The organism is Mycobacterium sp. AT1 (genome assembly GCF_002043095.1).
Classification (GTDB): Bacteria; Actinomycetota; Actinomycetes; order Mycobacteriales; family Mycobacteriaceae; genus Mycobacterium.
In genome coordinates this window covers 91,733-106,997 of the sequence record NZ_MVOC01000036.1, presented here as the reverse complement: position 1 = coordinate 106,997, position 15,265 = coordinate 91,733, and the positions used below count along the sequence as shown (strand labels likewise).

18 protein-coding genes are annotated in these 15,265 nt (G+C 67.7%); 12 read left to right on the top strand and 6 right to left on the bottom strand.

Annotation, left to right across the window (positions count from 1 at the left end; all coding sequences use genetic code 11):
* Positions 1 to 11: 11 nt before the first annotated feature.
* Genes B1790_RS17465 through B1790_RS17440 form a run of 6 tightly spaced genes read left to right on the top strand, consistent with a single transcriptional unit; the run spans position 12 to position 3,600 of the window.
* On the top strand, positions 12 to 527 hold the full coding sequence (locus B1790_RS17465) for an Lrp/AsnC family transcriptional regulator (RefSeq protein ID WP_079924527.1): 516 nt from the start codon (positions 12 to 14) through the stop codon (positions 525 to 527).
* Positions 524 to 1,399: a hypothetical protein gene (locus tag B1790_RS17460; RefSeq protein WP_079924526.1), complete on the top strand. Its 876-nt coding sequence runs from the start codon at positions 524 to 526 to the stop codon at positions 1,397 to 1,399. The genes B1790_RS17465 and B1790_RS17460 overlap by 4 nt, the downstream gene beginning before the upstream one ends.
* 30 nt (positions 1,400 to 1,429) lie before the next feature.
* Complete coding sequence (gene dapB, locus B1790_RS17455) at positions 1,430 to 2,164, top strand: 4-hydroxy-tetrahydrodipicolinate reductase (protein WP_079924525.1); 735 nt, start codon at positions 1,430 to 1,432, stop codon at positions 2,162 to 2,164.
* A 53-nt stretch (positions 2,165 to 2,217) separates the two neighbouring features.
* The gene (locus B1790_RS17450; RefSeq protein ID WP_079924557.1) at positions 2,218 to 2,637 is read left to right on the top strand and encodes a hypothetical protein; all 420 of its coding nucleotides are present in this window, start codon (positions 2,218 to 2,220) and stop codon (positions 2,635 to 2,637) included.
* 50 nt (positions 2,638 to 2,687) lie between these two features.
* Complete coding sequence (locus B1790_RS17445; protein WP_142271356.1) at positions 2,688 to 3,089, top strand: flavodoxin family protein; 402 nt, start codon at positions 2,688 to 2,690, stop codon at positions 3,087 to 3,089.
* Positions 3,090 to 3,147: 58 nt separating this feature from the next.
* A complete protein-coding gene (locus B1790_RS17440; protein WP_079924523.1) occupies positions 3,148 to 3,600 on the top strand; it encodes a hypothetical protein in 453 nt (150 codons plus the stop codon).
* Here the strand turns inward: B1790_RS17440 and B1790_RS17435 are convergent.
* The 3 genes from B1790_RS17435 to B1790_RS17425 form a co-directional block, all read right to left on the bottom strand.
* Positions 3,594 to 4,508: a CoA ester lyase gene (locus B1790_RS17435; protein ID WP_079924522.1), complete on the bottom strand. Its 915-nt coding sequence runs from the start codon at positions 4,506 to 4,508 to the stop codon at positions 3,594 to 3,596. The genes B1790_RS17440 and B1790_RS17435 overlap by 7 nt on opposite strands.
* A 55-nt stretch (positions 4,509 to 4,563) precedes the next feature.
* Positions 4,564 to 5,304, bottom strand: a complete 741-nt coding sequence (locus B1790_RS17430; protein WP_079924521.1) for a dienelactone hydrolase family protein — start codon at positions 5,302 to 5,304, stop codon at positions 4,564 to 4,566.
* 81 nt (positions 5,305 to 5,385) lie between these two features.
* On the bottom strand, positions 5,386 to 6,225 hold the full coding sequence (locus tag B1790_RS17425; RefSeq protein ID WP_079924520.1) for an endonuclease domain-containing protein: 840 nt from the start codon (positions 6,223 to 6,225) through the stop codon (positions 5,386 to 5,388).
* Positions 6,226 to 6,368: 143 nt separating this feature from the next.
* Here B1790_RS17425 and B1790_RS17420 point away from each other — a divergent pair, with 143 nt between their 5' ends.
* The 3 genes from B1790_RS17420 to B1790_RS17410 are packed head-to-tail and all read left to right on the top strand — an operon-like array spanning position 6,369 to position 8,850.
* On the top strand, positions 6,369 to 7,169 hold the full coding sequence (locus tag B1790_RS17420) for a thymidylate synthase (RefSeq protein ID WP_079924519.1): 801 nt from the start codon (positions 6,369 to 6,371) through the stop codon (positions 7,167 to 7,169).
* Positions 7,166 to 7,648, top strand: a complete 483-nt coding sequence (locus B1790_RS17415) for a dihydrofolate reductase (protein WP_079924518.1) — start codon at positions 7,166 to 7,168, stop codon at positions 7,646 to 7,648. Before B1790_RS17420 ends, B1790_RS17415 begins: the two co-directional genes overlap by 4 nt.
* Positions 7,645 to 8,850, top strand: coding sequence for a winged helix-turn-helix domain-containing protein (locus B1790_RS17410; RefSeq protein ID WP_079924517.1), 1,206 nt, complete (start codon positions 7,645 to 7,647; stop codon positions 8,848 to 8,850). Before B1790_RS17415 ends, B1790_RS17410 begins: the two co-directional genes overlap by 4 nt.
* Before the next feature lie 21 nt (positions 8,851 to 8,871).
* Here B1790_RS17410 and B1790_RS17405 read toward each other — a convergent pair whose 3' ends face one another.
* The 3 genes from B1790_RS17405 to B1790_RS17395 are packed head-to-tail and all read right to left on the bottom strand — an operon-like array spanning position 8,872 to position 11,785.
* A complete protein-coding gene (locus tag B1790_RS17405) occupies positions 8,872 to 9,459 on the bottom strand; it encodes a deaminase (protein WP_079924516.1) in 588 nt (195 codons plus the stop codon).
* Positions 9,460 to 9,479: 20 nt separating this feature from the next.
* Positions 9,480 to 10,877: an APC family permease gene (locus B1790_RS17400; protein ID WP_079924515.1), complete on the bottom strand. Its 1,398-nt coding sequence runs from the start codon at positions 10,875 to 10,877 to the stop codon at positions 9,480 to 9,482.
* An 8-nt stretch (positions 10,878 to 10,885) separates the two neighbouring features.
* A complete protein-coding gene (locus tag B1790_RS17395) occupies positions 10,886 to 11,785 on the bottom strand; it encodes a proline iminopeptidase-family hydrolase (RefSeq protein WP_233165164.1) in 900 nt (299 codons plus the stop codon).
* A 90-nt stretch (positions 11,786 to 11,875) separates the two neighbouring features.
* On the opposite strand from B1790_RS17395, the gene B1790_RS17390 reads away from it, so the two are divergent.
* From B1790_RS17390 to B1790_RS17380, 3 genes are read left to right on the top strand one after another with little or no spacing between them, the layout of a single operon-like run.
* A complete protein-coding gene (locus B1790_RS17390) occupies positions 11,876 to 12,643 on the top strand; it encodes a FadR/GntR family transcriptional regulator (RefSeq protein WP_079924513.1) in 768 nt (255 codons plus the stop codon).
* Between the two features lie 46 nt (positions 12,644 to 12,689).
* Complete coding sequence (gene dapA, locus B1790_RS17385) at positions 12,690 to 13,592, top strand: 4-hydroxy-tetrahydrodipicolinate synthase (protein ID WP_079924512.1); 903 nt, start codon at positions 12,690 to 12,692, stop codon at positions 13,590 to 13,592.
* Positions 13,589 to 15,265: a ribonuclease J gene (locus B1790_RS17380; RefSeq protein WP_079924511.1), complete on the top strand. Its 1,677-nt coding sequence runs from the start codon at positions 13,589 to 13,591 to the stop codon at positions 15,263 to 15,265. Before dapA ends, B1790_RS17380 begins: the two co-directional genes overlap by 4 nt.

The following is a 15,265-nucleotide window of genomic DNA, read 5'->3' as shown; positions in this document are numbered from 1 at the left end:
AAAGTCGCTCCATGTCAGAACGATCTTCGAAGATGACCGCTCCAGGACCTCAGCCGTCGAAGAATGTTCAACCCGCCGATCTGGACGCCACCGACCGACGTCTCCTGACCGCGCTGCACGCTGACGCGCGGCTGTCGAACACCGCGTTGGCCGACCTCGTCGGGATCGCGCCCTCGACCTGTCACGGCCGGGTCCGGCGCCTCCAGGACATCGGCGTCATCCGCGGATTCCACGCCGACGTCGACCCGGCGGCCATCGGGCTGCCGATGCAGGCGATGATCTCGGTCAGCCTCCAGGCGAACGCGCGAGGCAAGATCGGCAGCTTCATCCAGAACATCCGGACGCGTCCACAGGTGATGGACGTCTACTTCCTCGCCGGTGCCGACGACTTCCTCCTCCACGTCGCCGCGCGCGACACCGACGACCTCCGATCCTTCGTCGTGGAGAACCTCAACTCCGACGCCGACGTGGCGGGGACCCAGACGTCGCTGATCTTCGAGCACCTCCGCGGGGCGTCCCCGCTGTGACGTCCCGCGCGGATGAGGACCTCGACCGGCTCTACGGCGTCGACCCGGCCGAGTTCACCGAACTGCGCAAGGAACTGGTGACCGAGGCCAAGAAGCGCGGGGACCGTGACGCGGCCCGGACCATCGGCGCGGCGCGGCGGCCGACGGCGGCGGCGTGGGTCGTCAACGCACTCGTCCGCGCCGACGGTACCGCCACGAGCAGGCTCGCCGACATCGGCCAGCACCTGCGGGCCGCGCACGCGGCCATGGACGGCGCGAAGATCCGCGAATTGTCTGCGGCGCAACGCAAACTGGTCGACGAGCTGGTGCGAACCGGATTCGCCGCCGCCGACGTCTCGCGCCCGTCGGCCGCTCTGCGCGACGACGTCGTCGGCACGCTGCAGGCCGCCGTCGCCGATCCCGAAGTCGCGGCCCGGATGGGACGGTTGCAGAAGGCCGAAAGGTGGTCGGGTTTCGGCGAATTCGGCGCCGTCACCGCGGTCGGCCCCGCTCCGAAGGCCACGGCCAAGGTCAAGGTCAGTTCACCCCCGGCGCCACCGCCCGCACCCGACGAGCGGCTGGTGGACGCGGCCCGCGACCGCGTCGAAACGGCGCGTCGCGACGTACGGACCGCCGAGCAGGCTACGGCCACGGCGGGCGAGACACTCGCCGATCGCGCTGCCGCGCTGGCCACCGCGCGCCGACGGTACGAGAAGGTCCTCGAGACGCTGAGCGCCGCCGAACGCGCACTGAGCCTCGCGGATGCCGACCACGCCGAGGCGGAGCACGCGTCGCAGGCCGCTTCGAAGGCATTGGAGGCCGCCTCGTCGACCCTCACCAACGCCGAGGAGGACCTCCGGCGACTGGCCGTCAACGACGACGACGGCTCGTAGCCGACGAGCGCGGCGAAGTAGGCTGCCCCCATGCGAGTGGGAGTGCTGGGTGCCAAGGGCAAGGTCGGTGCGACGATCGTCGGCGCCGTCGAGGCCGCCGACGACTTGACCTTCTCGGTGGGGGTCGACGCCGGTGACCCGTTGACCCTCTTCACCGACAGCCAGACCGAGGTCGTCGTCGACTTCACCCATCCAGACGTGGTGATGGGCAACCTCGAATTCCTCATCGGCGCCGGCATCCACGCCGTGGTCGGAACCACCGGGTTCACCGACGAACGCATCGCCCAGGTCAGGTCCTGGCTCGCCGACAAGCCCGACGTCTCGGTGCTCATCGCACCCAACTTCGCGATCGGCGCCGTCCTGTCGATGGAGTTCGCCCGGCAGGCGGCGCGCTTCTTCGAGTCCGCCGAAGTCATCGAACTGCACCACCCGTTCAAGGCCGACGCACCGTCGGGCACGGCGACCCGCACCGCCAAGATGATCGCCGAGGCGCGAAAGGGGTTGCCGCCCAGCCCCGATGCCACCAGCACCGGCATCGACGGGGCTCGCGGCGCCGACGTCGACGGCGTCCGGGTGCACTCCGTGCGACTGGCTGGCCTCGTCGCCCATCAGGAGGTGCTGTTCGGGACCATGGGGGAGACGCTGACCATCCGCCACGACAGCCTGGACAGGACGTCCTTCGTCCCGGGGGTGCTGCTTGGCGTGCGCAACGTCGCCGACCATCCTGGGCTGACGATTGGCATCGAACCCCTCATGGGATTGTGACGAGCAAGAGCGACGGCTCACGGGCCCTGCGCATTCAGGTCCTGATTGGCTTCATGTGCGTGGCGATGCTGGTGTACTTCGTGCTGCTCGGCCGGGCCGGTGTGCTCCTCGTCGCCTCGGGTCGGCCCGCCGCGATCGGGCTCGGCATCGCGATCTTCCTGCTTCCGGTGATCGGGCTGTGGGCGCTGATCGCGACGCTGCGTGCGGGTTTCGCCCACCAACGGCTGGCCCGGCTGGCGCGCGAGCAGGACATGGAGCTCGACGTCGACGCGCTTCCGCGCAGGCCGTCGGGACGGATCGAACGAGAGGCGGCCGACGAACTCTTCGACACCGTGCGCGCCGAGGTGGAGGAGCATCCCGACGACTGGGTGCGGTGGTATCGGCTGGCGCGCGCCTACGACTACGCCGGTGACCGGGGTCGTGCCAGGGAGACGATGAAGAAGGCCGTCGCAATGCAGGAGCAGCGGTCGTGAGCAAGACGCTGCTGATCCTGCACCACACCCCGTCACCGCACACCCACGAGATGTTCGAGGCAGTGCTCTCCGGCGCCACCACACCCGAGATCGAGGGCGTGGACGTCGTCCGCCGAGCGGCGTTGACGGTGTCGCCGACCGACGTGCTGGAGGCGGACGGGTATCTGCTCGGCACGCCCGCCAACCTCGGCTACATGAGCGGCGCGCTCAAGCACGCGTTCGACGTCTGCTACTACCCCTGCCTCGACACGACGCGCGGGCGGCCGTTCGGCCTGTACCTGCACGGTAACGAGGGCACCGAGGGCGCCGAACGAGGCGTCACCGCCATCGCGACCGGGCTCGGATGGGTGAAAGCCGCTGAGTACGTGCTGGTTTCGGGCCGTCCGACGAAGGTCGACCTCGAGGCGTGTTGGGAGCTCGGCGCGACGGTGGCCGCCCAGTTGACGCAGTGACGTCACACGATCGAGCCATGTCGACCGTTACGCTCATGGCCTGACGGAGGAGACGATCATGCCTGGTTTCGCCGAACTTGCCCTCGCGGGCGCACCGATCGCCGGTGGCGCACTTCTCGGCGTCGTCGCGGGCAACTTCCGCGGACCAGACGTCAGGGCCCTCATCAACCAGGACATGGACCTCCTGGAACGGCTCCCGCCGGAGCAGAGCGAGCGTCGCGCCGAACTGCAACGCGTGATCGACATCCGCGTGGACGACCTGATCGCCGCCGTCGACAAGAACCGGTCGCTGCTGGAAATCGCGCAGTCCTACCGCGGGAACTGGCGCGACATCGTGGTGTTCATCTGCGCGGTGCTGTTCACCATCGTGTGGTGGAACGTCAGCCACAGCCGCAGCAACTGGCTGGTCATGTTCGTCGTGATGATCGTGGTGTCGGTCGCCGCCGCGGTGTACGCCGGACGCGGAATCGTCCGCGCCATCACGTCATTCACGCGCCACCGAGATCAGTAGTGGTACGTGTCCGACGGCGCCGGCACGTGATCGGGGTCGTCGCCGTACTCCGATGAATGGATGCCGTAGGCCTTCGCCAGGTCGAGAATCTTGGTGGCCCTCGCGATGCGCGGCAGGTCCGAGCCGTTGCGAATCTCGCCGCCGTCGCGCTGGAATTCTTCGAAGAACTCGTTCGCCCAACTGATTTCGTCGGGAGACGGAGACAGACCCTCGTTCACCGCAGGGCACTGATCCGGAGTCAGGCAGATCTTGCCGGTCATGCCGAACTCGACGGAGACGGCGCTGGCCTCGATGAGCTTCAACGCGCTCGACCCGATCGTCGGGCCGTCGATGGCGCTGGGCAGATGCGCAGCCTTCGCGGCGATGGTGAAGCGCGACCGCGCGTACGCCAGGGTGGCCGGGTTGTCACCGAATCCGGTGTCGCGGCGGAAGTCGCCGATGCCGAACGCGAGCCGGAACGTTCCCTTCGTCGCGGCGATCTCGGTGATCCGCTCCAAGCCGCGGGCAGTCTCGACGAGGGCGACGATCGGCACGTCCGGCAACCGCTTCGCGGTCTCGATGACGTGGTCGACGGATTCGACCATCGCCAACATCACCCCGCCCACCGACGTCGTGGCCAGCATGTCGAGGTCGTCGGCCCACCACCGGGTGCCGAATCCGTTGACGCGCACCCAGTCGTCGTTGCCCGAGGTAAGCCACGCACGCACGTTCTCGCGGGCGGCGTCCTTGTCCTTGGGCGCCACGGCGTCCTCGATGTCGAGGACGACGATGTCGGCGCGCGAGTGCGCGGCAGGCGCGAAGCGCTCCGGCTGTGCGCCGTTGACCAGCAACCAGCTCCTGGCAAGGACCGGGTCGATGCGAAACCCAGGGTCGGACGGATCGGATTCGGCGGAGGCTTGGTCGTACACGGGTCAATGGTCGCCTACGGCGCCACGACTAGGCAAAACGGCCCCGCCGCGGGGGTCATCCGAGCTTGGCACCGAAGAAGCGCTCCATCGCGTCCCAGTGCCGTTGGGCGGCGTCGGCGTCGTAGACCGCGGCGTGGTCGGACACCGCGAACCCGTGTGCGGCCGGGTAGGTCTCGATGGTGTGCTCGACGTTCGCCGCCGTCAGCGCCTTCTCGAGGGTCTCGGCCTGCTCGACGGTGAACGAGCCGTCGTTCTCGGCGCCCGCCACGTACACCGCGGCGCTGATCTGGTCGGCCAGCAGGTGCGGGCTGCCGGGATCGTCGGCGGCCAGACCGCCACCGTGGAACGACATCGCCGCCGCCACCCGATTGGGGACCCGCCCGGCGACGATCAGTGAGGTGCGGCCGCCCATGCAGTAGCCGGTGGTGCCGAAGGTCGTCCCGGTGACCTCGGGCCGCGACTCGAGGTAGTCGAAGAACGCCGCGGCGTCGTCGGCCATCTTGTCGGGGGTGACACTGCCCATCATCGACATCACCCGGTTGCGCTCGTCGGGGTCGCTGAACGCGGTGTTCAAGTCGAACGGTGCGTACTCGCCGTGGCGGTAGTAGACGTCGGGCACCAGTACCGCGTAGCCGTAGTCGGCCAGCTTCTGGGCCATCTCGTCGAACACCGGGCGACGGCTCCCCGCGTCGGGATACATGACGATCCCTGGCCATGGTCCGTCGCCGTCGGGCGTCGCGAGCGTGACCCGACACGTTCCGTCGGACGTGGTGATGGTGTCTGTGATCGTCGGCATGGCTTCCGTTCTACTCCGCGCTCCTGACGGTCGTGCGTTGAGACTGCGGTGGTGGCGGGGAAGTGCGAGTGACCACCGCCGTCAGCGCCGTCTCAACTCCCAGGCCTGGCGCACGCGGTGCACGATCTCGGCCCGGCGATGCTCGGCGACCACGCGTACGACGATCCATCCTTTCGTGTTGACGTACTCCAGCCGGATGATGTCCCTGGAGTAGACGGGCCGGTCGGTGTGGTGCCTGCCGTCATATTCGACGGCGACCATGACGTCTTCCCACCCCATGTCGAGGTAGTAGCGCGGCAGTCCGTCAGGCGCGCGAACCGGTATCTGAGTCTGCGGTCGGGGAAAGCCTGCGTCGACGAGCATCAGCCGTATCCGCGTCTCCTGTGGAGACTCGGCGCCGGCGTCGACCAGGTCGAGCACCCGATCCAACTGGCGAAGACCCTTGACGTGTGGATGGCGCAGCGCCAACTCCTGCACGTCGCCGACCTTGAAGTGGGTCGCCCTGGCCAAAGAGTCGAGCCTGGCCACCGCCTGCCCCACCGGCCCCCGACACCCCAGGTCGAATGCCGTGCGGTCGGGGGTCGTGACCGCCATGGCTCCGCGCCGTACGACTTCTGACTCTAAGAGGGTGTCGTTGCGGGTCACGACACCCGTCGGCGGCCGATGGTTCACCCAGTTCAGCTCGATCGGAATGTCGCCGTCGACCCACTTCGCGCCAAGCATCGCCGACGCCGCCAGGCCCTTGACGACGCCCTCGCGCTTGGACCACAGCCAGGCCGCGACGGTTCTGTCCTCGAGCGTGAGGGCCGTCCGTTTGGCTGTGTACACGTCGGGCAGCACCCGGTGGTAGAACGTCCGGAGTTCGTGGCGGGTGAGCACCCCGCGCGCCAGGGCCTCGCTCCCGACGAAGACTCGCTCCACGCGCGCAGAGTGGCATGTTCGAGGAGGTCATTGCTTGATTGATCCACAGGCACGTTGAGGCGGCGTTGGCGGCGAGGAAGTGCGAGTGACTCGCGCCCGGAGTGCCGTCTCAATTGTCGGCCCCTGCCCCTAAACTGAGCTCCGTGCCGATTCCCACGCCGTACGAGGACCTGCTGCGCGTGGTGCTCGAGACGGGAACGCCCAAGGCCGACCGCACCGGTACCGGCACCCGCAGTCTGTTCGGACACCAGCTCCGTTACGACCTGGCCGACGGGTTCCCGCTGATCACCACCAAGAAGGTGCATCTCAAGTCGGTCGTCTACGAGCTGCTGTGGTTCCTGCGCGGTGATTCCAACGTCCGCTGGCTGCAGGAGCACGGCGTGACCATCTGGGACGAATGGGCAAGTCCGACAGGCGAACTCGGTCCTGTCTACGGCGTGCAATGGCGCTCGTGGCCGACGCCGTCCGGTAAGCACGTCGACCAGATCAGCAATGCCCTCGAGCTGCTCAAGCGCGACCCCGATTCGCGGCGCAACATCGTCTCGGCGTGGAACGTTGGCGAAATCCCGCAGATGGCGTTGCCGCCGTGCCATGCGTTCTTCCAGTTCTACGTCGCCGACGGAAAACTCTCCTGCCAGCTGTACCAGCGCAGTGCCGACCTCTTCCTCGGTGTGCCGTTCAACATCGCCAGCTACGCGCTGCTGACCCACATGATGGCCGCTCAGGCCGGCCTCGGGGTGGGGGAGTTCGTCTGGACGGGTGGGGATTGCCACGTCTACGACAACCACGTCGACCAGGTCCGGCTGCAGCTGAGCCGTGACCCGCGCCCGTATCCGGAACTCGTTCTGGCGCCCCGTGATTCGATCTTCGACTACACCTACGACGACATCGCGATCGTCAACTACGACCCGCATCCGGGGATCAAGGCCCCCGTCGCGGTATGAGGGTTGGTTTGATCTGGGCTCAATCAACGAGTGGAGTCATCGGGCGCGGCAACGGCATCCCGTGGCGGCTGCCCGAGGACCAAGCGCGCTTCAAGGAGCTCACCCTCGGCCATGCCGTCGTCATGGGTCGGCTGACGTGGGAGTCGCTGCCCGCGAAGGTGCGACCGCTGCCGAGACGCAGAAATGTCGTCGTCACCAGGCAAGCTGACTTCGTGGCCGAGGGAGCGACGGTGGTGGGCAGCCTGGAGGACGGGGTGAACGACGGTGATTCCTGGGTGATCGGCGGGGCGCAGATCTACGCGCTGGCGCTGCCGTTGGCGACGCGCTGTGAGGTCACCGAGGTCGACGTGGCGCTGACCCGCGAAGATGACGACGCCGTGGCGCCCCTGCTCGACGAGGCCTGGGTCGGCACTGCGGGAGACTGGATGACCAGCGCCTCGGGTCTGCGGTACCGCTTCTCGAGCTACGTCCGGGCGTGAAGCTCACCAGCGGTCAGGCGCGCCGGGTCGCCGTCGCCGCCCAGGGGTTCGCGGAGCCCAAGCCCGTCGGCTCCGTCACGCGATCGCACCTGCGCCGGTTGGTCTCCCGGATTCAGGTGCTGCAACTGGACTCGGTGTCGGTGGCCGTCCGGGCCCACTACGCCCCCATCTTCAGCCGGCTCGGGCCGTATGACCGCGGCGTGCTGGAGCGAGCGGCGTGGAGCCACTCGGCGCGGTCACCCAGGCTGTTGGTCGAGTACTGGGCGCACGAGGCCGCGCTGATGGCGGTCGACGACTGGCCGCTTCTGCGCTGGCGCATGCGCGAGTACGCCGACGGCAGGTGGGGCAAGGAGATCGTTCGCAAGAACCGGCAGTTGGCCGCCGACGTAGTGGCCGCCGTCGCCGAGCTCGGCCCGTCGACTGCCGGGCAGATCGAGGCGCATCTGGCCGCCGAACCGCGTGGGCGCAAGGGTCCGTGGTGGGACCGCAGCGACACCAAGTGGGTGGCCGAGGCGCTGTTCGCGTCCGGCACGTTGACGACGGGCACGCGGGTCGGGTTCGCAAGGCATTACGACCTCAGTGAACGGGTGTTGCCGCCGGACGTGTTCGCCCGCGACGTGCCCGACGCCGACGCGGTCCGGGAGTTGGTGCTGCGCTCGGCAACCGCCTTGGGGGTGGCCACCGAGACGGACATCCGGGACTACTTCCGGCTTGGCGCGGGGCAGGCCAAACCCGTGATCGCCGACCTGGTCGCCGAGGGCGAGCTCGAAGCCGTCGAGGTCGACGGGTGGACGGCGCCCGGATATCTCAGAGCCGGCCAAGTGGTGCCCAGGGTGAACCGTGGGACGGCGCTGCTGTGCCCCTTCGACCCGCTGATCTTCTTCCGGCCGCGGGTCGAGCGACTGTTCGGATTCCATTACCGCATCGAGATTTACGTGCCTGAACCCAAGCGTCAGTTCGGCTACTACGTCTGGCCGTTCCTTCTCGACGGGGAGCTCGTCGGTCGCGTCGACCTGAAGGCCGACCGGATCCGCGGGGCGCTGCTGGTGCCAGGGGCGTTCGTCGAGCCGGGACGGGACGCCGACCGGGTGGCCGAGGCGCTCGCCGGCGAGTTGCGGACGATGGCGACGTGGCTGGGGCTCGAGGACGTCGTGGTGGGGGAGCGTGGCGACCTGGCCGAGGCGCTGCGGCGCCGGCTCTAGGTCGGCACCGCGCGCCGTCAGTCAGCTCAGCGGAATGTCGTTGTCGCCCTTCGACTCCTGATACCGATCCGACAGCGCGGCATAGCGCTCCTTGATCCGAGAGGTCTGCGCCCGCAACTCCGACCGCAACGGCTCGTCCTCGGACTCGACGAGGTCGGCCAGTGCATACGCCGTCCAGAACGCGTTGGAGCGCCGGTAACCGCCCGGCTCCAGGCCGAAGAGCTCCTTGAGGATCACCAGGTCGTGGGGGATGGCGAAGCTGTCGCGCGAATCCTCGTGACTGTAGAAGTAGTAGTAGTTGTCGAACCCCGCCCAGGTGATCGCCGACATGCACAGCGTGCACGGCTCGTGGGTGGTGAGGAACACCAGCTCGGAGGTGGGTGGCCGGTCGGTGAGCTCGTAGAACTGGTTGAGGGTGTTGATCTCACCGTGCAGCAGCGGATTGTCGGTCTCGTCGTTGGTCCCCGCCACGACGAGGGACAGGTCCGACTTGCGCAGGATTGCCGCACCGAACACCTTGTTGCCCGCGTCGACGCCCCGCTCGGTCAATGGCAGGACGTCGTCGTCGATGACGGCGAGCAGGCGAGGGGCGATCGTCTTGGCTGGCATGGTTCACCCTAAGCCAGATGTCAGTGTGTCGCCTTCTCCTCGGGCAGTTCCGGTACGCCCTTGCCTCGGAAGACGTTGACTCCGAAGACGATCGCGCCGACGCCCAGCCACACCAGGCCGCCGATCTTTGCCAATGAATCGGCGTTGATCAACACGTAGCCGATGATCAGGAAGCCCAGCGTCGGCACCACCAGGTGCAGCAGGTAGTTCTTCGACTTCTGGCGCCCCAGGTAGTACCAGACCACCGAGACGTGCAGCAGGCAGAAGCCGAACAGCGCGCCGAAGTTGACCAGCGACGAGATCAAGCCGATCTGACCGACGAAGAACAGCACCAGCACCAGGCTGAGCGCGCTGACCACGAGGATGGCCGCGATGGGGACCTTGCGGCTGCTGATCTTCGACAGGAAGCTGGGCAGCTGGCCGTCGCGGCTCATCGAGTAGAGCAGGCGGCTCGTCGCCGCTTGGGCGGCCATCGCGTTCGCGAAACCCACCGCCATCACGTTGACGGCGAAGAACGCGTTCATCCAGCCCGTGTTGGACGCCGCCTGGACGAGGGTGAAGAACGCGTTGCCCGCCTCGTCGTCGCTGAAGGATTCGCGGCCGCCGGCGAGCAGGCTGGCCAGCCACGTCTGGGTGATGAACAGGAACGCGACCACGAACAGCGCGATGATCATCGCCCGGCCGGCGGGGTTCTTGCGCCCGGTCGACTCCTCGGCCAGCGTCGAAATGCCGTCGAAGCCAAGGAAGCTCAGCACCGCGATCGAGAGCGCGGTCGCGATCAGGGGTGCGGTGACCGTGCTCGAATCCCAGATCGGCAGGGTGCTCCAGCCGACGTTGGGCAAGGACTGTCCGTTGATGGCGCGCACCGCGATGACGACGAAGACCACCACGAAGACCAGTTCGATCGCGAGGAAGATTCGGTTGGCGATCTTCAGCAGGCTGATCCCGGCGAGGTTGATGATCGTGTTGACGATGACGAACACGATCGCCCACACCCACCGCGGACTGCCGGGAAACAGCCCGACCATCGACTCGGCGGCGAAGACGTACAGCAGCGTCGGCACCAGCAGGTAGTCCAGCAGGATCGCCCAGCCTGCGAAGAATCCGACGCTGGGATGGATGCCGCGACCGACGTAGGAGAACACCGAACCGGCCAGCGGGAATGACTTCGCCATCTGTGAGTAGGCCAGCGCGGTGAAGATCATGGCGATCAGGCCGATGAGGTAGACCAGCGGCACCATTCCGGACGCGCTGTTGTACACCGTGCCGAAGATGGCCCACGGCGCGATCGGCACCATGAAGACCAACCCGTAGACCAGCAGGTCGACCGTGGAGACCGAGCGGTTGAGTTCCTGCGTGTAACCGAATGATTCGAGGCTGCGCTGCCCGTGCTCGGGTTGCGTGTCGGAGTTGACCATGCGGGTTCCTATCGGTCGTGTTCGGTGAGGAATGAGGCGATGACGGCCCGGAACTCGGCGGGCTGTTCCAGGTGGGTGCAGTGGCTGGCGCCGGCGAAGACGTGTTCGCGCGCGTTGGGTATCCGCTCGACGAAGGGTTTCCACGTGGCGGGGGTGGCCTCGTCGAATTCGCCTGCGACCACCAGCGTCGGGGCCGTGATTTGGTCGAGTCGGTCTTCGACGGTCCACGACTTCAGCGTGCCGAGAACGTGAAACTCGTTGGGGCCGTTCATGGTGTGGTACACCGTGGGCTCCGCTTCCATCTGGGCTTCGCTGTCGAGGAAGTCCTGGGGTGTTGGCGTCAGACGGCAGACGTGGCGTCGGTAGAACTCCTGCGTCGCGGCGAGGTATTCCGGGTCGGTGACGGTGCCCGCCGCCTCGTGGCGGTCGAGTGCTCGCTGGGTGTCCTCTGGCAGCTCGGAACGCAGCAGGGCGGCGGCGGCCATCCACAACTCCATCGACGCCGGCGAATTGCAGATCGACAGCGACACCAGGCCGTCGGGCTGGCGCACGGCGATCTCGGCGCCGAGCATGCCGCCCCACGACTGGCCGAGGACGTGGTACCGCTCGACGCCCAACGCCGAACGGACGGCGTGGAATTCGTCGACGAACAACGCGGGGGTCCAGAAGTCGCGCGGCGCATCGGGCAGATGTGTACTCCGGCCGCAGCCGATCTGGTCGTAGTGGATGACGTCGCGGCCGGTCTCGTCGGCGAGTTCGGCGATGTTGCGCACGTAGTCGTGCGCCATCCCCGGGCCGCCGTGCAGGACGAACAACGGGAGGGCGTCGGGCCGAGGGCTGTCGGGGCGGGTGATCCGTACCCACGTCTCACCGTCGAGGAAGGGCACCATCTGTGTCTGGACGAGCATGGCGCTCAGCATGTACCCACAATGGTCTCGCTGCAAGACCAATCAAGGGGAATTAACATTCCGGTATTCGACGACGGGGGGAGCGCACCGATGGCCGAACATGCCGCCGTGCCGCCCTCGGGGCTGCTCGCCCAACAACTGGAGATGCCGACGCGGGTCGACGAGATCACCGACCGGCTCGTCACCGCCATCGCGATCGGGGAGTACCTGCCCGGCGCGCGGCTACCGGTCGAACGGGACCTCGCGGCCGCGCTGGGCGTCGGACGCATGACGGTGCGCGCCGCACTGGCGCGGTTGGTGGACCGCGGTTTGCTCGAGACGCGCCGCGGCCGCGGCGGCGGATCCTACGTCGTCGACCAGTGGCCCGAGTCGTCCACCGACGCGGTGCGTCGCACGCTCGCGATGCGGCTGGGCGAGCTGCGGGACCGATGCGACGCCATTGCCCGACTCCACGGCGCGGTGTGCCGTGCCGCGGCCGACGCCAGGACGGCCGCTGACGTCGAGCAACTTCGAGCTGCGTTGGAGGCCTACCGGACCGCGGACAGCGGCTTCGCCGCCCAGCAAGCCGACAGCCGACTGCACCTGGCGATCATGGACTCGGCGCACAACGCGGTGCTCAAACAGGTGCTCGTCGACCTCGAATCCTCGGTCAGCATCGGCGCCCCGGCACACCTGTGGGGTGAGCCGAGCACCATGCGCGAGATGGAATTGCGGTCGCTGCACGAGCACGAGGAGTTGGTCGACGCGATCGCCGACGGCCGCTCCGACGACGCCGACGCGGTCGCCCGAGCCCACGTCGGCATCGACTTCGAGCTCATCTCCACCGCGATGCGGCGCGCGGGCGTGCTCGACGAGTAGCACCGCTGCTCGTGATCGCCGGGGTCGAGCGGGTAATCTCAACCGCGTGACCACCAGCGGATTCGATGTCAGCGCCCGTCTGGGCACCGTGCTGACGGCCATGGTGACGCCGTTCGGCCCGGACGGCACGATAGACCTGGCCGTCGCAAAGAAGCTCGCCAAGCACCTCGTCGACGCGGGCTGCGACGGTCTGGTGGTCTCCGGGACCACCGGCGAATCGCCCACGACGAGCGATTCGGAGAAGCTCGCGTTGCTCGGCGCCGTGCTAGAGGCGGTGGGGGATCGCGCCAGGGTGATCGCCGGGGCGGGTTCCTACGACACCGCGCACAGCGTGCACCTCGCCAAGGCCTGCGAAGCCGAGGGCGCCCATGGCCTTCTCGTCGTCACGCCCTATTACTCACGGCCACCGCAAGCTGGACTGGTCGCCCACTTCACCGCCGTCGCCGACGCCACCGCGCTGCCGAACGTGCTCTACGACATCCCACCCCGCTCAGTGGTCCCGATCGAATGGGAGACCGTGCGGGCGATCGCACCCCATCCGAACATCGTCGCGATCAAGGACGCCAAGGGCGACCTCCACGGTGGCGCGATGATCATGGCCGAGACCGGGTTGGCCTACTACTCCGGCGACGACGCGCTGAACCTGCCGTGGCTGGCCATGGGCGCGACCGGATTCATCAGCGTGTGGGGCCACCTAGCAGCGAGTCAGCTGCGAGACATGTTGTCCGCCTTCACCTCCGGGGATCTGGCGACGGCACGCAAGATTCACGTCAGTCTCGGAACACTCAACGACGCCCAGAACCGTCTCGGCGGCGTCACCATGGCAAAGACAGGACTCGAGTTGTTGGGCTTCACCACTGGGGATCCGCGACTTCCGCAGATTCCCGCAACGAGCGCGCAGATCGACGCGCTGGAGGCAGACATGCGGACAGCCGGCGTGCTCCGATGACCACCGAACTAGCCCCTCCCGGCCCACTGGCGCCCGGCGGGCTGAGGGTCACCGCGCTCGGTGGCATCAGCGAAATCGGCCGCAACATGACCGTTCTCGAGCACCTCGGACGCCTACTCGTCATCGACTGCGGGGTGCTCTTCCCCGGTCACGACGAGCCCGGCGTCGACCTGATCCTGCCCGACCTGCGGCACATCGAAGGTCGCCTCGACGACATCGAGGCGCTGGTCGTCACGCACGCCCACGAGGACCACATCGGAGCCATCCCGCACCTGCTCAAGCTGCGGCCCGACATCCCCGTCGTCGGATCGAAGTTCACCCTGGCCCTGATCGCCGCGAAGTGCCGCGAACACCGCATCAAACCGGTCTTCGTCGAGGTCGCGGAGAAGCAGAGCAGCAACCACGGTGTGTTCGAATGCGAGTACTTCGCGGTCAACCACTCGATTCCCGACGCGCTCGCCATCGCCGTCTACACCGGTGCAGGCACGCTGTTGCACACCGGCGACATCAAGCTCGACCAATTGCCACTCGACGGCCGGCCCACCGATCTGCCCGGCATGTCGCGGCTCGGCGACGCCGGAGTCGACCTGTTCCTGTGCGATTCGACGAACGCCGAAATTCCCGGCGTCGGACCGTCGGAAAGCGAAATCGGACCCAACATGCACCGGCTGATCCGCGGGGCCGAGGGTCGCGTCATCGTCGCGTGCTTCGCCTCCAACGTGGCTCGCGTGCAGCAGATCATCGACGCGTCGGTCGCGTTGGGCCGCAAGGTGTCGTTCGTCGGCCGGTCGATGGTCCGCAACATGGGCATCGCCAGGGACCTCGGCTTCCTCACCGTCGACGACGACGACGTGGTCGAGATCGCCGCCGCGGAAATGCTGCCAGCCGACCGGGTCACGCTCGTCACCACCGGAACCCAGGGTGAGACGATGGCCGCGTTGTCGCGGATGTCGCGCGGTGAGCACCGCAGCATCACGCTGACCCGAGGCGACCTCATCATCATGTCCTCGTCGCAGATCCCCGGCAACGAGGAAGCGATCTTCGACGTGCTGGACTCGTTGGCCAAGATCGGTGTCCGCGTCGTCACCAACGGACAAGTGCGCATTCACGTTTCGGGCCACGCCTACGCGGGGGAGCTGCTGTTCCTCTACAACGGGGTTCGGCCGCGCAACGTCATGCCGGTGCACGGCACCTGGCGCCACATGCGCGCCAACGCCGCGCTGGCCGCGAGTTCCGGTGTGCCCGAGGAGAACATCGTGCTGGCCGAGAACGGCGTCAGCGTCGACCTCGTCAAGGGTCGTGCGACGATCTCGGGTGCGGTGCCCGTCGGCAAGATGTTCGTCGACGGTCTGGTCACCGGCGACGTCGGCGACGCCACCCTCGGCGAGCGGCTGGTGCTGTCGTCCGGTTTCATCGCCGTCACCATCGTGCTCAACCGGGCCACCGGCAAGATCGCCGGGCCGGTGCACCTGCAGTCCAGGGGCTTCTCCGAAGACCCGAAGGCCCTGGAGCCGGTCACCCGCCTCGTCGAAGAAGCGCTCCAGGTGCTCGTCAAGGAGAAGGTCACCGACCCGACCCGGTTCGCCCAGGCCGCCAGGCGTTCCGTCGGCAAGTGGGTGGCCGAGAAGTACCGCCGCCAGCCGATGATCGTGCCGACGGTCCTGGAGATCTAG